At 32.1% G+C, this 15,717-nt stretch carries 13 protein-coding genes; 5 read left to right on the forward strand and 8 right to left on the reverse strand.

The features are described 5' to 3' along the window. The first annotated feature begins 82 nt into the window (after positions 1–82). A complete protein-coding gene (locus tag B3R94_RS04125) occupies positions 83–457 on the forward strand; it encodes a hypothetical protein (RefSeq protein WP_291098886.1) in 375 nt (124 codons plus the stop codon). Between the two features lie 42 nt (positions 458–499). On the opposite strand, the gene priA is transcribed toward B3R94_RS04125, so the two are convergent. Beyond that, entirely contained in the window at positions 500–2,959 is a 2,460-nt protein-coding gene (gene priA / locus B3R94_RS04130; RefSeq protein WP_115001207.1) for a replication restart helicase PriA, read from the reverse strand. 148 nt (positions 2,960–3,107) lie between these two features. On the opposite strand from priA, the gene B3R94_RS04135 reads away from it, so the two are divergent. After that, entirely contained in the window at positions 3,108–3,419 is a 312-nt protein-coding gene (locus tag B3R94_RS04135) for a hypothetical protein (protein ID WP_115001209.1), read from the forward strand. Positions 3,420–3,488: 69 nt separating this feature from the next. After that, positions 3,489–3,797 carry a hypothetical protein gene (locus B3R94_RS04140; RefSeq protein ID WP_115001211.1) on the forward strand — a complete coding sequence of 103 codons (309 nt, stop codon included), beginning with the start codon at positions 3,489–3,491 and terminating at the stop codon, positions 3,795–3,797. A gap of 50 nt (positions 3,798–3,847) precedes the next feature. Here the strand turns inward: B3R94_RS04140 and B3R94_RS04145 are convergent, their stop codons facing one another. Both B3R94_RS04145 and B3R94_RS04150 read right to left on the reverse strand, forming a co-directional pair. After that, positions 3,848–5,020 carry a proline dehydrogenase family protein gene (locus B3R94_RS04145; RefSeq protein ID WP_115001213.1) on the reverse strand — a complete coding sequence of 391 codons (1,173 nt, stop codon included), beginning with the start codon at positions 5,018–5,020 and terminating at the stop codon, positions 3,848–3,850. 133 nt (positions 5,021–5,153) lie between these two features. Next, positions 5,154–5,402 (reverse strand): type B 50S ribosomal protein L31, encoded by a 249-nt coding sequence (locus B3R94_RS04150; RefSeq protein ID WP_038335685.1) that lies wholly within the window; start codon positions 5,400–5,402, stop codon positions 5,154–5,156. A gap of 294 nt (positions 5,403–5,696) precedes the next feature. Between B3R94_RS04150 and B3R94_RS04155 the strand changes: the two genes are divergently transcribed. After that, positions 5,697–7,085: a hypothetical protein gene (locus B3R94_RS04155; RefSeq protein ID WP_291098888.1), complete on the forward strand. Its 1,389-nt coding sequence runs from the start codon at positions 5,697–5,699 to the stop codon at positions 7,083–7,085. Between the two features lie 32 nt (positions 7,086–7,117). Here B3R94_RS04155 and B3R94_RS04160 read toward each other — a convergent pair whose 3' ends face one another. The 4 genes from B3R94_RS04160 to B3R94_RS04175 form a co-directional block, all read right to left on the reverse strand. Further along, positions 7,118–7,579 carry a hypothetical protein gene (locus B3R94_RS04160; protein WP_147280014.1) on the reverse strand — a complete coding sequence of 154 codons (462 nt, stop codon included), beginning with the start codon at positions 7,577–7,579 and terminating at the stop codon, positions 7,118–7,120. A 56-nt stretch (positions 7,580–7,635) separates the two neighbouring features. Beyond that, entirely contained in the window at positions 7,636–8,094 is a 459-nt protein-coding gene (locus tag B3R94_RS04165) for a LexA family protein (RefSeq protein ID WP_115001214.1), read from the reverse strand. Positions 8,095–8,106: 12 nt separating this feature from the next. Next, on the reverse strand, positions 8,107–9,363 hold the full coding sequence (locus B3R94_RS04170; RefSeq protein WP_038335682.1) for a Y-family DNA polymerase: 1,257 nt from the start codon (positions 9,361–9,363) through the stop codon (positions 8,107–8,109). Positions 9,364–9,458: 95 nt separating this feature from the next. Next, positions 9,459–9,887 (reverse strand): CC0125/CC1285 family lipoprotein, encoded by a 429-nt coding sequence (locus B3R94_RS04175; RefSeq protein WP_180906237.1) that lies wholly within the window; start codon positions 9,885–9,887, stop codon positions 9,459–9,461. 270 nt (positions 9,888–10,157) lie between these two features. Between B3R94_RS04175 and ccsA the strand changes: the two genes are divergently transcribed. Further along, entirely contained in the window at positions 10,158–13,448 is a 3,291-nt protein-coding gene (gene ccsA / locus B3R94_RS04180) for a cytochrome c biogenesis protein (protein WP_038335680.1), read from the forward strand. A 215-nt stretch (positions 13,449–13,663) separates the two neighbouring features. Here ccsA and B3R94_RS04185 read toward each other — a convergent pair whose 3' ends face one another. After that, positions 13,664–15,706: a M16 family metallopeptidase gene (locus B3R94_RS04185; RefSeq protein WP_291098892.1), complete on the reverse strand. Its 2,043-nt coding sequence runs from the start codon at positions 15,704–15,706 to the stop codon at positions 13,664–13,666. Positions 15,707–15,717: the final 11 nt, after the last annotated feature.

The raw sequence follows: 15,717 nt of genomic DNA on the forward strand, positions 1-15,717 counted from the left end.
TACAAATGCACTACGGGTTAATTTATCAATTATTTATATCGCAAGAAAAAGCAAAAAAATAAACACTTAAACACAGCAAATTATGACAAATTACAATCTAATTGCATATTTGGTTTACTTACCAGTGGCAATATTAATGACAATCGCAGTTTCTAACGTTTTATTCAAAAATGGAAAAATATTTATGTACGATATTTTCCATCAAAAAGAAGATATTGCAAGCGCAACAAATTCATTATTCAAAATTGGTTTTTATCTTTTGAATATCGGTTTTGCCATGCTAATTGTTTACATGACTTCTATCGCAACAACCGAAGATTTGATTGTAAAATTAAGTACAAAAATTGGTAGTTTCGCCATTTATTTAGGAATAATGTTGATGCTAAATCTTTTCTTATTCTTGAAAGGTAGACGACGATCTTTGCAACAACAATATTTAAGAAGTTTAGAATCTTAACAAGAAAACCTCCCAAAAGTTAACTTTTGGGAGGTTTTTATTTTAAACTGGATCAACATCAACATCAATTCGTACCGAACGAAAAGCTGCAATTGTATGCAATTGATCTATTTTTGCTTGAATTAAATCTTTTACTTTTTGAGGTGATTGATTTGGTCTAATTTTAATCATCACATCTGTAATATACAAATTATTGATTCTTCCAATCGAAGGCGTTTCTGGACCAAGTAAACATTTTGCATCAAAACTTGGTTTAAGCAAAACGACTAATTGAGCCGCCGTTTTATCCAAACGCTCTTTATTTTTATGCTTGAAACGCAACTTGATTAACCGTGAATAAGGAGGATACAAGAATTCTTTTCGCTCATACAAAATATCTTTCATCGTTGGTGCATAACTGTAGGTTGTGACATTTTGCAAAATCTGATGTTCTGGCTGAAAAGATTGAATCAATACTTTTCCTTGTTCTTGACGACGACCTGCACGACCAGAAACTTGCGTTAACAATTGAAACGCTTTTTCGTGCGCTCTAAAATCAGGAAAATTTAACAAAGAATCTGCTCGAATAACACCAACAAAATTAACATTTCCAAAATCAAAACCTTTTGTAATCATTTGCGTTCCAATTAAAATATCAATTTCTTTGTTCTCAAAATCTTCGATCAATTTTTCGTACGCAAATTTCCCTCGCATCGAATCGACATCCATTCTTCGAACTTTTGCTTCAGGAAAAATTGTTTGAACTTGCTGTTCTATCTGCTCCGTTCCCAAACCTTTTGTATTCAATTCGTGCGAACCACAACTCGGGCAACGCAAAGGTTTTGCTTGTGCATAACCACAATAATGACATTTTAGTTGATTAGAGAATTTATGATATGTTAAACTGACATCGCAATTTGGACATTCGGGCGTATGACCGCACGTATTACATTCCATAATTGGCGCATATCCACGACGATTCTGAAATAAAATGACTTGCTTTTTTTGATGCAATTGATTGAAAATTTCATCACGAAGTGTATGCGAAATATCTTCTGTAATTTCTTTTTCCTTTTGCGCTTTTTTGAGGTCAATCAAATTAATTTCGGGTAATTTTATACTCCCAAAACGTTCAGTTAATTCGACATAACCATATTTTTTATTTTTCGCATTATAATAACTTTCAGCCGAAGGTGTCGCTGAACCTAACAAAACCTTCGCATTCATCATTCCTCCAAGCAACATCGCCATATCGCGCGCATGAAAAAATGGTTTTACATCCATTTGTTTATAAGAAGATTCGTGCTCTTCATCCACGATAATCATTCCCAAATTATCAAAAGGCAAATACAACGCTGTTCGTGGACCAATGATAATATCAAAATCGCCATTCAAGGTTTTCTGCCACAATTCTACACGTTCATTTTGATTGAATTTCGAATGATAAACTCCTACTCTTTCTCCAAAATGTTTTTTGATTCGATGAACAATTTGCGTTGTCACAGAAATTTCTGGTAATAAGTACAACACTTTATTTCCTTTCGCAATTACTTGCTCCATCAATTTTAGATAAATTTCTGTCTTTCCGCTTGACGTTACGCCATGTAACAAAACAGTCGATTTATCTTTAAAATCTTCTTTAATTAGATTCAAAGCTTCAGTTTGTTTCAAGGTCAATTCAGCAATTTCAGCAACTTCTTTCTCATCTTCATCTACACGAGAAGTTTGATGTTGATAAATTTCAACTGCTCCTTTTTCTGCTAAAGATTTAAGTACAGCATTTGTCGCACCTTGTTTTATAAAATCTGCAACTTTTAGCGGTTTTTCTTGTGATTGCGTTTCTAACGTAATCAATTGCAACAAGGTTTCGCGCTGTTTTGGTGCTTTATTTAATTGATTTAAAATCTCGATAAAGGCAGTTTCATTTCCTTTTAAATCTGGATGTAATCGGACATAATTATCAATTTTTGGCGTATATTTTTCGTTCAGTTTTTCATCTAACCGAATAATTCCTTTATCAATTAATAATTTAAGTGTTGGAATTGCTGATTTCTCGTCTACAATTAAAGCTGCTTCTTCAACTGAAATGATTTCACGCAATTTCAACGCTTCAAAAACTAAGAATTCATAATCATTTAGCTCTTCAATTGTTTCATAATTTGGATTAATTAATCGAACAAAAGTTTGAGATTCTAATTTTAATGCAGAAGGAAAAGCATTTCGAAAAACATCGCCCAGTGAACACATATAATAATTCGCCATCCATTCCCAAAAATTAATTTGCGTTTGCGTCACCAAAGGTTCATCATCCAAAAAAGCATGAATCGCCTTTGTTTTGTATAATTCTGGCGCATTTTGATGAATAGAATGTACAATTCCTGTATATAATTTTTGCGTTCCGAAAGGCACGGAAACACGCTGACCAACTTTAATTTGCTGTAAATCAATTTCAGAAAGATGGTATGTAAATGTTCCATTTAATGAAAGTGGTAAAATAATTTCGGCAAAATAATTCGTTGTCATTTTATATGATTAAAAACGCAAGTTAAACATTTTTTTGTGTTAAGAATGAAGATTACAATTGCTTAAAATTTCACAAATTATTAATATTTCATTTTCAGATAGTTTGAAGAATTAATACTAATTTTAAGAGAATTCAAAAACTATCATTATGTTACATGCCATTTTAGATCAGATTTCGGAATCGGAAAAACCAATTATAAAAATCATTTTCAGAAATGATGATACGCGTGTTGTTGCTTTTGGACTAAAAAAAAGTTTGAAATTAATCGATCATCAATTACCTGTAAATGCAAAAATTTTAATGCTGAAAGGTGAAATAGAAATTGATTCAAAAATTGAGATTGTCAATTTAAAAGAATTTGACGAATATATTCTTCCTCCAAAAGTTATTCATCAAGTGACTTCCTTACAAGATTCGATGATGTTGGTTATTCTAAATTTTAATAAAAAAAGTTTTTAAAATATAGTTAAACTCTATTTATTTACACTATAAAAAACTTTATATTTATGATTATTAATTTATCAAAATATGAAACTACTTTTCTCATTAACTACTCTCCTTACCTTAGCCCTATCTTCTTGCAGTACAAGTATTAAACACGATCGATTATTTACTGGAACGATTGTGAGAGATTGTACAGGAACTTACATTCGTGTTGATGACAAAGAGGATTATTTGGTTTGTAACAATGAAATATTTTCAGACAAAAAAGAAGGTGAAACCGTGAGTGTTATTTATGATTTTGAAAAAACATGCAAAGAGTTAGAAAATAAAGCAACTTGTATGATGTATCATGAACATAAAGGCAAGATTAGAATCAAGAAAAATAATAATTAATCAAAAAATCCACTCAAATTGAGTGGATTTTTGCTTTATATAAAATACGATTATTTCGATTTTTTACGACGCTCTAATTCTTTTTCAATCAGCATCAATTCGCGTCCTGTTTGTCCTGCAACAGAAGTGTTTTCTTGTGCTCGACGAACCAAGTAAGGCATTACTTCTTTGATTGGCCCGTAAGGTAAATATTTTGCAATATTGTATCCTAAATGCGCCAAGTTGAATGAAATATTATCACTCATTCCAAATAATTGTCCAAACCAGAAATTTGGATTATTTTTCTCAATTCCGTTTTCGTTCATCAATTTGATTAACAATTCGCAACTTTCTTCGTTGTGCGAACCTGCGAATAAACCAAAACGCTCGTGATGAGAAGCAATAAATTCTAACGCTAGATTATAATCTCTATCCGAAGCTTCTTTGTTTGGTTGAATTGGAGATGGATAACCTTCGGCTTGCGCACGTGCACGCTCTTTCTCCATATATGCTCCACGCACAATTTTGAATCCTAAGAAATATCCTTCGCGCTCTGCTTTTGCATGCATTTCTTTCAAATAAGCCAAACGATCATGACGATACATTTGCAACGTATTCCAAACTAATGCACGTTTTGTGTTATATTTCACCATCATTTCGTCAGTCAAATCATCTGCAGAACCTTGCATCCAAGTTTCTTCTGCATCTACCATGATATTAACATCCAAATCATATCCTTTTTGACATACTGCCTCGAAACGTTGACGAATATTAGCCCAAGATTTTTCTTCTTCTGCAGTTAACGTTTGTTTCTTCCCTACTTTTTCAAATAATTCGATTCGACCAAATGCAGTTGGTTTAAATACTACAAATGGAATTGATTGATTAGATTTTGCTAAATCAACCAAGTGTAACATAACGTCACGAACTTCGTCAAATTGTTTTTCTTCTGTTAATCCTTCGATAGAATAATCTAAAATAGAACTTACGTGATATTTAAATAATTCATTTGCGACAACCACACCTTGTTCTGCCGTTTCTCCTCCTACAAATTGTTTGTAGATTGTTTCACGAATTACAGGTTTTACGAATGGGATATCTACCGCAAATGGTAAATTAAAAAACTTAGTTCCAAAACTTGTCAATGCGGGGCTTCCGATTAACTTGTATAAGTAATACGCTTTCTTTAAATCTTTATCTGATTTCGATTCGAAAGCAAACTGTGTATTGTCGAATAAAGACATGTGAGTTAACTATTTTTTGTGTTAATATAACGTTACAAATTTATAATTAAAACCTGATTAAACTAAAAAAAACCTACAAGAAATTCTTGTAGGTTTTTGATATATTTTAAAGATTGCAAATAGTTGCCTATTCTTATCCTTTTTTAGCGTATTTGCTTCTGAATTTGTCGATACGTCCTGCAGTATCAACCAATTTAGTTTTACCTGTGTAAAATGGGTGAGATGTAGAAGAAATCTCCATTTTGATTAATGGGTACTCTACTCCGTCAACAACTAATGTATCTTTAGTATCAGCACAAGATTTTGTGATGAACACATCTTCGTTAGACATATCTTTGAATGCTACCAAACGGTAATTTGTTGGGTGGATATCTTTTTTCATTTTTTTAATCTTCTTTGTTAACTTTATTGGAGTGCAAAGATAATATTATTTACAGAATGTTACAATCAATTTTATTGAAAAAACATTTAAAACAATACATTAAGCAAATTTAATTTCGAGTGTAATGGGCTTCTTAAAATTAAACCTGCACTTCTTGTACACATTTTTCGTGGTGCAAATATAAACATTTTAGTAATTCGTACAAATATTTTTGGTGAATCTATTCATAAAAATCTATTTTTTATCTTTGTCCATCTACAATAAAACCTATTATTTGCTGTTTAAACTTATATAATGAATCATAATTTTATGAACGTAAAAACATTAATCGCCGGACTTGGTATTGCTTCTTTGATTGGTTTTCAATCTTGTCGCGATGATTTTGACTATGATCCAATTAGTTCTGAATTGCGCTTTAGCAAAGATACCGTTTCCGTAGATACCGTATATAATTTCTCTAAATCTGAAACCTATCTGCTTAAAATTTATAATCCTGAGAATGATGATCGCGTGATTCCAAAAATATATTTGACACGTGGAAATAATTCATTTTTCAATATAAATGTAGACGGAAAAGCAGGAACAAGTTTCGAAAATGTGCCGATTCGCAAAAAGGATAGTTTATTTATTTTTGTTGAAGTAAATGCTCAAGAAGCGCCTCTTAATCCGCTTTACGATGACGAAATTAACTTTAAAACAACCAATTCTTCTAAAAAAATCAAGTTACTTTCTTGGATAGAAAAAGCTAAAATTCATACAAAAGATGCTACAATTTCTTCTGCAAATTGGAATATGGACGAAGCCCAAGTAATTGACGGAAATTTAACTATTACAAGTGATTTAACAATTGATAAAGGTGCAAAAGTTTATTTCAAAAAAGGAGCAAGTTTAACAGTTGGAAACAATGCAAAACTTACTGTAAATGGAGCTTTGAATGAAGAAGTGAAATTTCGTTCAGCTCGTCATGATAATAAATACGATTCGATTCCTGATCAATGGAACAAAATCGAACTAGCTCCAAATAGTACATCAAAAATCAATTATGCAAAAATTATTGGTGCAGATACTGGTTTACACGTAAATAATTCGAAATTAGATATTAGTAATGCTAAAATTGTTAATAATCAATCGTATGGAATTTTAGCAACAAACGCTACAATTACAGGTTACAACTTGGTGATGAATAATAGTAATTTGGCAACTTTAGCAATAGAATATGGTGGTTCGTACGAATTTTATCATTCTACTTTTGCCAATTATTACAATTTTGCGACAAGTGCTGGTCCAGCTTATTCGCTTTTCTTGAGTAACGAAAACAATGATAAAAATGTTTCGGCTTTGACAAAAGCAACGTTCGGAAATTGTATTATATATAATGAACGCACGCCAAATGCTATTTTATTGGATAAAAAAGATGGTGCGGCTTTCAATTATTTATTTGACACCAATGTTATTCACAATGCGGATACTTCAGTATTAAATGTGACAACTGCGCCAAATTTCTTGGCAAGTATTACATTAGATCCAATGTTTGAAAATACAGCGTATTTTGCAAATAAATTAGCGGTGAAAAACGAATCACCTGCAAAAGGAAAAGGAAAAATATCTTTTGCGCAACAATATCCGTTAGATTATAACGGACAACCTCGAGGAACAACTCCTACAATTGGAGCATTTCAATAAAATAAATAAGGTCGAGTAAAACTCGACCTTATTTATTTATTATTTAACTGAACAGATACTTTTCCTTTAAAATCATCTCCTTTAAAATTGATTCTATAACTTTTATAAGATTCTAAATGAATAGATTCTTTTTTATTCATTTTTCCTTTCGAAGCACTACCTATTTGAGTTAATTCTTTTCCTGTATAATCTACAATCGAAAAATCCATTAAACCATTTTTTTGTTTCACTTCATAATCTAATTCAAGTTCTATATCTTGATTTGTTTTCAAGAAATAATAAACTTCTCCTTGCATTTGTGTAAAGTCCAAAACGATTTGATTATTATTTCGTCTAATCACTTTTGTTGCTGAATATGTTGTTCCTTCTGTTTTATAAATTCCATCAATACTCAAATATCTTGACGCATTCGTTGACACATTCGAAACAGTTGAAATTGTCACGCAAGATTGCACCAACATCACTGCAAAACACAATAAAATAAATTTTCTCATAACATCATATCTTTACTATTAAGATGCATGTTTTATAAAAAAGTTACAACAAAGATTTAAATTCTATTCGTTATTTCTCGTACCAAAACACCAACAACTCCTAAAATAACCACCTCATCATTTTCGTGTATTTGAACACAATCTTTGTAATTTAGATTTATCGCAATCAGTTTATTGTTTATTTTATCAAAGCGTTTCAACGTATAATCTTCATTATTAACAGAAACAATAATATCATCGTGATGCAACGGAATAAGATCTGTCCGAATCACCAAAATATCATTTTTTTGATAAACAGGATACATCGAATCTCCACCAACGACAATCAAAAAAGTAGATTCGGGATGCGTTAAATAACGTTCGTCCAAACTTATTCTATCGTCCACAAAATCTTCTGCAGGTGAAGGAAATCCAGCATTTACATGACCAAAATTCGGAATATATTTTTTCTCACCATCTGTATTTATAACAAAAAGGTTGAGTTCTTTGTCTAACATTTTTATCTCTCCATTCATTTTTTCTATCGTTTAATACACCACCAACAAATCTTTCCACTTGGTTGTATAACAAGGTGATAAATTATTTTGACGCATTTTCCACGTTTTATTCAAATCTTGCGAAGCTAATTTTATTTTTGCCGCACCAAATTTTTTGTTCAACAAATCGATGACTTTCATCAAATCTGGGTGATTTGGATTTTCTTCTTCAAAAAGCGATAATTGTTTTTGATCTGACGAAACAATTCCAGACACCACTACTCCAGCCTTTTTGTACTCATAACCATCTTTATAAATTTGCTCAAACGCTTTAATTGCAAATTTGGACAACGTTATACTTGAATTCGATTCGTAAGGTAAATGGACCGAAATTGTACGGTAATATTGTGGTTTATTTCTATCAAAATTATTGGTCTGAATAAAAACTGTAACCAAATTGCAAGAAGAATTCTGTTTCCGAAGTTTCTCTGCACACGAAACCGCAAAAGTAGCAACACGCTCTTTTACATATTCAAAATCGTTGGTATATTCTTCAAAACTACGCGTCGTTGCAATACTTTTCTTTGCCGAAATCGCTTCTAAATCTAACACCGCTTCACCTAACAAATCTTTTTTCAAACGCAAACCTACTATCGAAAATTCTTTCCGAAGAAAATCATCTTTTAATTGTACAAAATCCAACGCTTTGTTGACACCAATCATTCTCAAACGTCGCGACATTCGTCGACCAATTCCCCAAACATCTTCAATATTTAACCATTTTAACGCTTTATGGATTTGTTCTTGAGTCTGAATAATATAAACCCCTTGATGAACTTCTGGAAATTTTTTCGCAATATGATTCGCTAATTTCGCCAAGGATTTTGTTGGAGCAATTCCTACACAAACTGGCAATTTTGTAAATTGATATATTTTAGATTTGATTTCTAATCCGTAATTTTTCAAATCAAAACGATCAAATCCATTCAATTTTAAGAAACATTCGTCTATCGAATAAATTTCCTGATCAGGCGAATACAACGATAAAATCGACATTACACGATTGCTCATATCCGCATATAATTGATAATTTGACGAAAAAACTTTGATTTTTTTCTGTTCAAAAATACGTTGAAATTGATGCGCAGGCGCACCCATTGGAATTCCAGCTAACTTCGCTTCGGCAGAACGCGAAATTACACAACCATCATTATTAGACAACACTACAATTGGCTGATGAAGAAGCTTCGGTTGAAAAACACGGTGGCAACTGGCGTAAAAATTATTACAATCTATCAATGCGAACATAGTGCAAAGTTGAGAAGTTAAAACGCCACATTGTGTCATCGAAAATGTTAATTTATTCCGAAACAAAAAACCACTCAAATGAGTGGTTTGTATCCTTATTTAATTTTATATTTTTTATGCAAATCTTTTATTACAACAGCTGGTTCATAAACCGTTTGAAATTTTATTGGTTTACTGTTTTTGAAATATTGTACTTTCAGCCACGTATCATTATTATCTAATTTTGTGTAGCTGTTACTTTTTTCCAAGACTTTATCGTTCACCGTACTTAAAATTGCAAAATAATCAAAATTATTACGCTGACCAATTTCTGCTGCTCTCAACAAAGCATAGTCAAACGTTTTGTCTTTTTTATTGTATTCGTTTCCATCAAAACTAACAATATACGTATCATTGTTCACCTTTTCTTCGGTATAACCGCCTGTACCATTATCTTTTTGGTATGCAACAGCCTTGCTGTTATGACAACTTGCTAAAGCAAAAATGAAAGCTCCAGCACATAAAATTTGAGTTAATTTTTTCATATCATTATAATTGGTTATTGTGCTTTAACAAAAGTTGTTCCTTTTAAGATATGTTTTTGATATTTCTAAATATTTTCTTAACAAATTATTTTTGAAGAAAATACTTTTTTATAAAAATCCCTGATTAACAGTGTGTTTTTCAAATATTTAAAATCAATTTCGATACAACATATTTAACATTCTATTAACTCATTGATTCTAATAAAAATCATTTAAGTTTTAATGCTTTATCTGATAAACTCACCTATTTTTGTAAATCAATTATAAGTAATGAGTAAATTAGAAAAATATCTATTTTCTACCAGAACCATGACGGTCTTGCTATTCATCTACGCAATCGCCATGGGTTATGCCACTTTCATTGAAAATGACTACGATACGGCTACTGCAAAAGCTGTTATTTACGAGGCAAAGTGGTTTGAGGTATTAATGATTTGGTTGATCGTTTTGTTCTTAATGAATATCAAACGATACCGATTATGGTCAAAGGAAAAATTGCCTTTATTGGTTTTCCACTTAGCATTTTTGTTTATTTTTATTGGAGGAGGAATTACTCGTTACATCAGTTTCGAGGGTGAAATGCCTATTCCAGAAGGAGGAACAAGTAACGAAATTACATCGTACAAATCTTATTTCAAAATGATGGTTGATGATGGTACACAACGTTTAGCGTACGACAATCATCAATACAACATGACGTATTTTGACAGAAAAGATAGTACAAGTTCTCTGTTCCGTAGACACTTTGAAGGTGAATATCAGTTCAAAGATAAAGTCATTAAATTAAAAACTTTTGATTACGTACCTCACGCTTTAGATACAGTTGTAAGAAAAAAAGAAGGAATTAATGTTTTAGAAATTGTGACAGTTGGACAAACTGGACGTAATTCTGTTTTCATCAGAAATGGTGAAATCAAAAGTGTTAATGGAACTTTAGTTTCGTACAATAGACCGCAAGATGGTGCGGTACAAATTACTGGAGAAGGAGAAAATTTGGTTATCAAATCACCTTTCGAAGGAGAATATGTACAAATGGCTGGACAACAAGTTGGACAAATTACAGACATGCAGAAATTGCAAGAAGGTGCTGGAAAAGTTGAGTTTAATGTTCCTGCTCCATTAAAATTACGTTCGTTGTATACAATCAACGGAGCGCAATTTGTAGTTCCAAATCCGGCTTTCAAAGGTGAAGTTTTATATCGACAAGGTTCTAAATTTAAAGCAGAAGAAAAAAATCTTCCTGGTGCAATTAGAGCTGAAGTTATTGTTGGTGATAAACGCGATACAGTGACGATTGTTGGAGGAAAAGGTGTCACAAATTATTCTGCTGACGTACAAATTGACGGAATGAATATTTCGTTAGGTTACGGTTCTAAATTAGTAAAAGTTCCATTTAGCATTCGTTTAGATGACTTTATTTTAGACCGTTATCCTGGTTCTACAAACCCTTCTTCTTTCGAATCTAACATTACAGTTATCGACGAGGGAAAAGAAACAAAACATCACATTTATATGAACAATGTAATGGATTATAAAGGTTACCGTTTCTTCCAATCGAGTTATTTCCCAACAGAAGACGGAACTATTTTACAAGTTAACCAAGACTGGTGGGGAACTAACATTACCTATTTAGGATACTTCTTATTATTTGGAGGAATGTTTGTTTCATTATTCTGGAAAGGAACTCGTTTTACACAATTAAACTCTTTATTAAAAAGTTTACATACCAAAAAAGTAAATATTTTACTTCCATTATTTTTACTTTCTGGATTAGCATTTGCTCAAAATCCAAGTACTACTGATGGAGGAAAAAATGGACATCAAAAAATTCAGACTGATTCGGAAAAAGGAAATGTTCATTCATCAGAACATATTGGTAGTTTTTCTACAAAAATGGCTGATGGAGATGAATTAGCTAAGAATGTAAAAATTCCGGACGAACACGCTGATAAATTTGGTCATTTACTTACACAAGATATCGAAGGACGTATAAAACCTGTTAATACGCAAGCTTTAGAAATCCTTAGAAAAGTTTACAAAAAAGATAAATTCCACGGATTATCTGCCAATAAATGGTTTATTTCTTTGCAATTAGATCCTGCTTATTGGGTAAATGCTCCGATGATTGAAGTTGGAGATAAAGGAGGAGATCGTTTAAAGAAAATTACAAGCGCAAACGAAGATGGTTACACATCTTTAATGAATTTGATCGATCCAAAAACGACTCGTTTTAAATTAGATAAAGCCTATAACGAGGCATTCTCAAGAAAACCTTCAGAGCGTTCTAAATTTGATGAGGAAGTAATTAAGGTTACAGAGCGTTTCAATATTTTAGATCAAACTGCAAAAGGATATCAATTAAAAATAATTCCAGTTCAGAATGATCCTTCAGAGCGTTGGACTTCTTGGATTTATCAAACACAAGAAAATCCTGTAGAAATCGATACAATGGCACTTGGAATGATTAGTGTTTATTTTAACATGGTTTCGAAAGGATTAGAAAATGGTAATTGGACGCCTGCAGATAATGCGGTAGATTATATCGATAAATACCAACAAAAATGGGGTAAAAATGTTGTGCCTTCTCCAACAAAAGTTGAGATTGAGGTTTTATACAACAAATACAACGTTTTCTTTTGGGTGATGATTGCTTATTGTATGGTTGGTGGAGTTTTAATGATTTTATCATTCATTCAGTTATTTTCAGAAAGCAAAGCACTGCATCGAATTATCAATGTTTGTTTGGGATTAATATTTATTGTCTTTATCATACAAGCCGCAGGACTTGGTGTTCGTTGGTATTTAACGGGACACGCACCTTGGTCTAACGGTTACGAAGCCATTGTATTTATTTCATGGATTAGTGTTTTAGCTGGATTGTTATTATACAAAAACCGAAACGCATTTATTCCTACAACAGGAGCTATGGTTGCTGTAATTATGATGGGATTTGCGCATGGAGGTTCTATGTTAGATCCACAAATTACACCATTAGTACCAGTTCTAAAATCATATTGGTTAATTGTACACGTTGCGATTATCGTTTCATCTTATGGTTTCTTTGGATTAAGTGCTATTTTAGGGGTTTTCTCATTAATTATCATGATGATTAAACCAAATAAAAAGATTGAAATTTCTCTAAAAGAAATGACTTACGTTTCAGAAATGTCGTTAACAATCGGTATTTATTTGCTTACTGTCGGTACATTCTTAGGCGGTATGTGGGCAAACGAATCTTGGGGACGTTACTGGTCTTGGGATCCAAAAGAAACTTGGGCATTCGTTTCAGTAATTGTTTATGCAGTTGTTTTACACATGCGTTTAGTTCCAGGTTTAAGAGGAAAATTTGCATTCAACGTTGCTGCAATGTGGGCAGTTTGGACAGTAATTATGACGTATTTTGGCGTTAACTATTACTTATCTGGATTACACTCTTACGCAGCCGGAGATCCAATTCCAATCCCATTCTGGGTTCCTGCAACAGCAGTAGCAATGTTAGCCTTAACATTAGCGGCTTGGTATTTACAAAACAAAGTTTACCATGTAAAATCAAAAGATTAATTTCTTTGAATATTATAAATGTTAAAAGCTCATCGAAAGGTGAGCTTTTTTTATTTTGGTTTTAATAATCATTAAATATAATTTTTAAAACCTAGACGTTAGAGAAATCTATATTAAATAGATTCTTAGAAGAAGCTTATATTTTATAAAACTAAAAAAGGCAATCCAAAAACTCGGATTACCTTTTTAATTTGAAAAATATTTAAAAGAATTGTTTATTTAAAATCTGCGTCAGAAACGTTTTTATTAATTTCTGTTGTATCAATAACAATTTTGATCGTTTGCTGACCTGTTTCCGTTATCATTTCAGAAGGCATTAATATTCCATCAAACGTTTTATATCCTTTGTTAATTGTCGTTGCAATCATATCTCCTTGTGGAGATTTCATTTTTTGCTCAGATTTCATTAACAAACCAGTTTTTACATCATAATAATCTGTACGGTCAATATCAGCAGCAACAACTTTATAATACTCAACTCCATTTTCAGAAACGATTCCTTCTACTTTAGCTGTTTTATAACCTTCTGACAAAGGTGTAAATAATGAATTTGTCTTAAACAAAGGAGCTGTCATATCTGCTGGTAAATCCATTTTTTGACCTGCTTGAGACATATAACCTTTTTGACCATCAAAAACTTGTTTAATAGTCATTCCCATAATCGTAAATGAAGTTGCAATTTTATTTGAAGTTGCTTTTACAATATAATCTCCACTCTGTCCCATTGTCTCTATTTTTCCTTTCTGAACAATAGATTTTACAGCTTTTACTTTATCCGCACCACCAATTGCTTTTAAATAATTATCTGTAATTTGAGCAACTGAAACAGTTGTAGTTTTTGCACCAGAAGTTGGTTTATCTATTTTATTTCCGAAAGAATCGTAGTAATTAACTGGGTAACCTAGCTTTTCTAAAGCTGGAGCAATTTGCTCTAATTTCCCTGTTACATTGATTTTTGCTTGATCTGGACGGAAATATTTTTTCGAAACGCGTAATACATCATCAATTGTTACAGCATTAATATTTTTGATGTAATCTGCATAAAAACTATCTGATAATTGATTTGTCTTTTTCATTAAAGCTTGGTTAGCAACCGTAGAAGGACTTTCTAAAGTCAAGATAAAGTTTCCTAAGAATTTTGCTTTTACATCATTCAACGTTTGTTGATCAATTTTGTTTAACGTCATTCCTTTAATTTCTTTCATCGTCTCAACGATAGCAGAATCCGTCACTTCGTTACGAACAGTTGCATTAGTATTGAAACGTCCAATGTAACGAGAATCAGAAACTCCACCACGTGCACCATATGTCCAACCATGCGCTTCACGAAGATTCATATTCAATTTCGAATTAAAATCGCCTCCCAAAATAGACGACGCAATTAACGCTGCATAATAATCTGGATCTTTCTTTGTCAACTGAACTGGATACGAAACTGAGACCACAGATTGCACTGCGTTAGGCATATTAATCGCATTTAATTCCGTTTTTGTAACTTCTTCTACTTTTGGAAATGCTGGAATATTTAATTTTCCTGTTTGCCAAGAATCAAAGTTTTTCTCCGCCAATGCTTTTACATCTTTTGTCGAAATATCTCCAACAACAATCAAATAAGCATTGTTTGGTTTGTAGTAGGTATTGTAGTAATCCTTCACATCTTGCAATGTAATTTTCTCAATTTGGGCTGGTGTATCAAATTCTGAGAAAGGATTATTTTTTCCATAAACTAATATATTCGAAACGCGAGATGCTGCTGCTTCTACAGATTTTTCATTCGACTTTAAACCTTCGATGTAACGTTTTTTAACATCAGCAAATTCACTTTCAGTAAAGTTTGGATTCATAGCTCCATCTGCCATATAACCAAAAATCTCGTTGAAATACTTAGTTAAAGAACTTGCAGAAGCTCCTTCTTCCCAAAAATTAACGCGAGCTCCTAAAAACTCAATACGTTTATTGAAATCATCTTTAGATTTTGTTTTTGTTCCTGTTCCCAACATTTCGCCCAACAAAGACTCTGCTCCTTTTTTTGCACCTAATGCAAATGGAGGATTATCGATTGTTAATGTAGCAGAAACTCGTGGTAATTTATGATTTTCAACAACGATAACTGTTAAACCATTTTTTAATTTGAATTCGTTCGATTTTCCTAAATTAACCGTCGGTGCTGGACCTGGTTTTGGCATTGGAATCGCCACTTGCGCATTTAAGCTAACTGCCATAAAAGCGATTGCAAGAGATAATATTTTTGTTTTCATAATTCGGTTGT

This window comes from Empedobacter sp. UBA7611 (genome assembly GCF_002484365.1).
GTDB classification, from domain to species: Bacteria; Bacteroidota; Bacteroidia; order Flavobacteriales; family Weeksellaceae; genus Empedobacter; species Empedobacter falsenii_B.

What these genes read in the sequence shown, in the direction of transcription:
- B3R94_RS04125 (WP_291098886.1), top strand. Translation starts at nt 83, where the DNA reads ATGACAAATTACAATCTAATTGCATATTTGGTTTACTTACCAGTGGCA.
- priA (WP_115001207.1), bottom strand. Translation starts at nt 2,959, where the DNA reads ATGACAACGAATTATTTTGCCGAAATTATTTTACCACTTTCATTAAAT.
- B3R94_RS04135 (WP_115001209.1), top strand. Translation starts at nt 3,108, where the DNA reads ATGTTACATGCCATTTTAGATCAGATTTCGGAATCGGAAAAACCAATT.
- B3R94_RS04140 (WP_115001211.1), top strand. Translation starts at nt 3,489, where the DNA reads ATGAAACTACTTTTCTCATTAACTACTCTCCTTACCTTAGCCCTATCT.
- B3R94_RS04145 (WP_115001213.1), bottom strand. Translation starts at nt 5,020, where the DNA reads ATGTCTTTATTCGACAATACACAGTTTGCTTTCGAATCGAAATCAGAT.
- B3R94_RS04150 (WP_038335685.1), bottom strand. Translation starts at nt 5,402, where the DNA reads ATGAAAAAAGATATCCACCCAACAAATTACCGTTTGGTAGCATTCAAA.
- B3R94_RS04155 (WP_291098888.1), top strand. Translation starts at nt 5,697, where the DNA reads ATGAATCATAATTTTATGAACGTAAAAACATTAATCGCCGGACTTGGT.
- B3R94_RS04160 (WP_147280014.1), bottom strand. Translation starts at nt 7,579, where the DNA reads ATGAGAAAATTTATTTTATTGTGTTTTGCAGTGATGTTGGTGCAATCT.
- B3R94_RS04165 (WP_115001214.1), bottom strand. Translation starts at nt 8,094, where the DNA reads ATGAATGGAGAGATAAAAATGTTAGACAAAGAACTCAACCTTTTTGTT.
- B3R94_RS04170 (WP_038335682.1), bottom strand. Translation starts at nt 9,363, where the DNA reads ATGTTCGCATTGATAGATTGTAATAATTTTTACGCCAGTTGCCACCGT.
- B3R94_RS04175 (WP_180906237.1), bottom strand. Translation starts at nt 9,887, where the DNA reads ATGAAAAAATTAACTCAAATTTTATGTGCTGGAGCTTTCATTTTTGCT.
- ccsA (WP_038335680.1), top strand. Translation starts at nt 10,158, where the DNA reads ATGAGTAAATTAGAAAAATATCTATTTTCTACCAGAACCATGACGGTC.
- B3R94_RS04185 (WP_291098892.1), bottom strand. Translation starts at nt 15,706, where the DNA reads ATGAAAACAAAAATATTATCTCTTGCAATCGCTTTTATGGCAGTTAGC.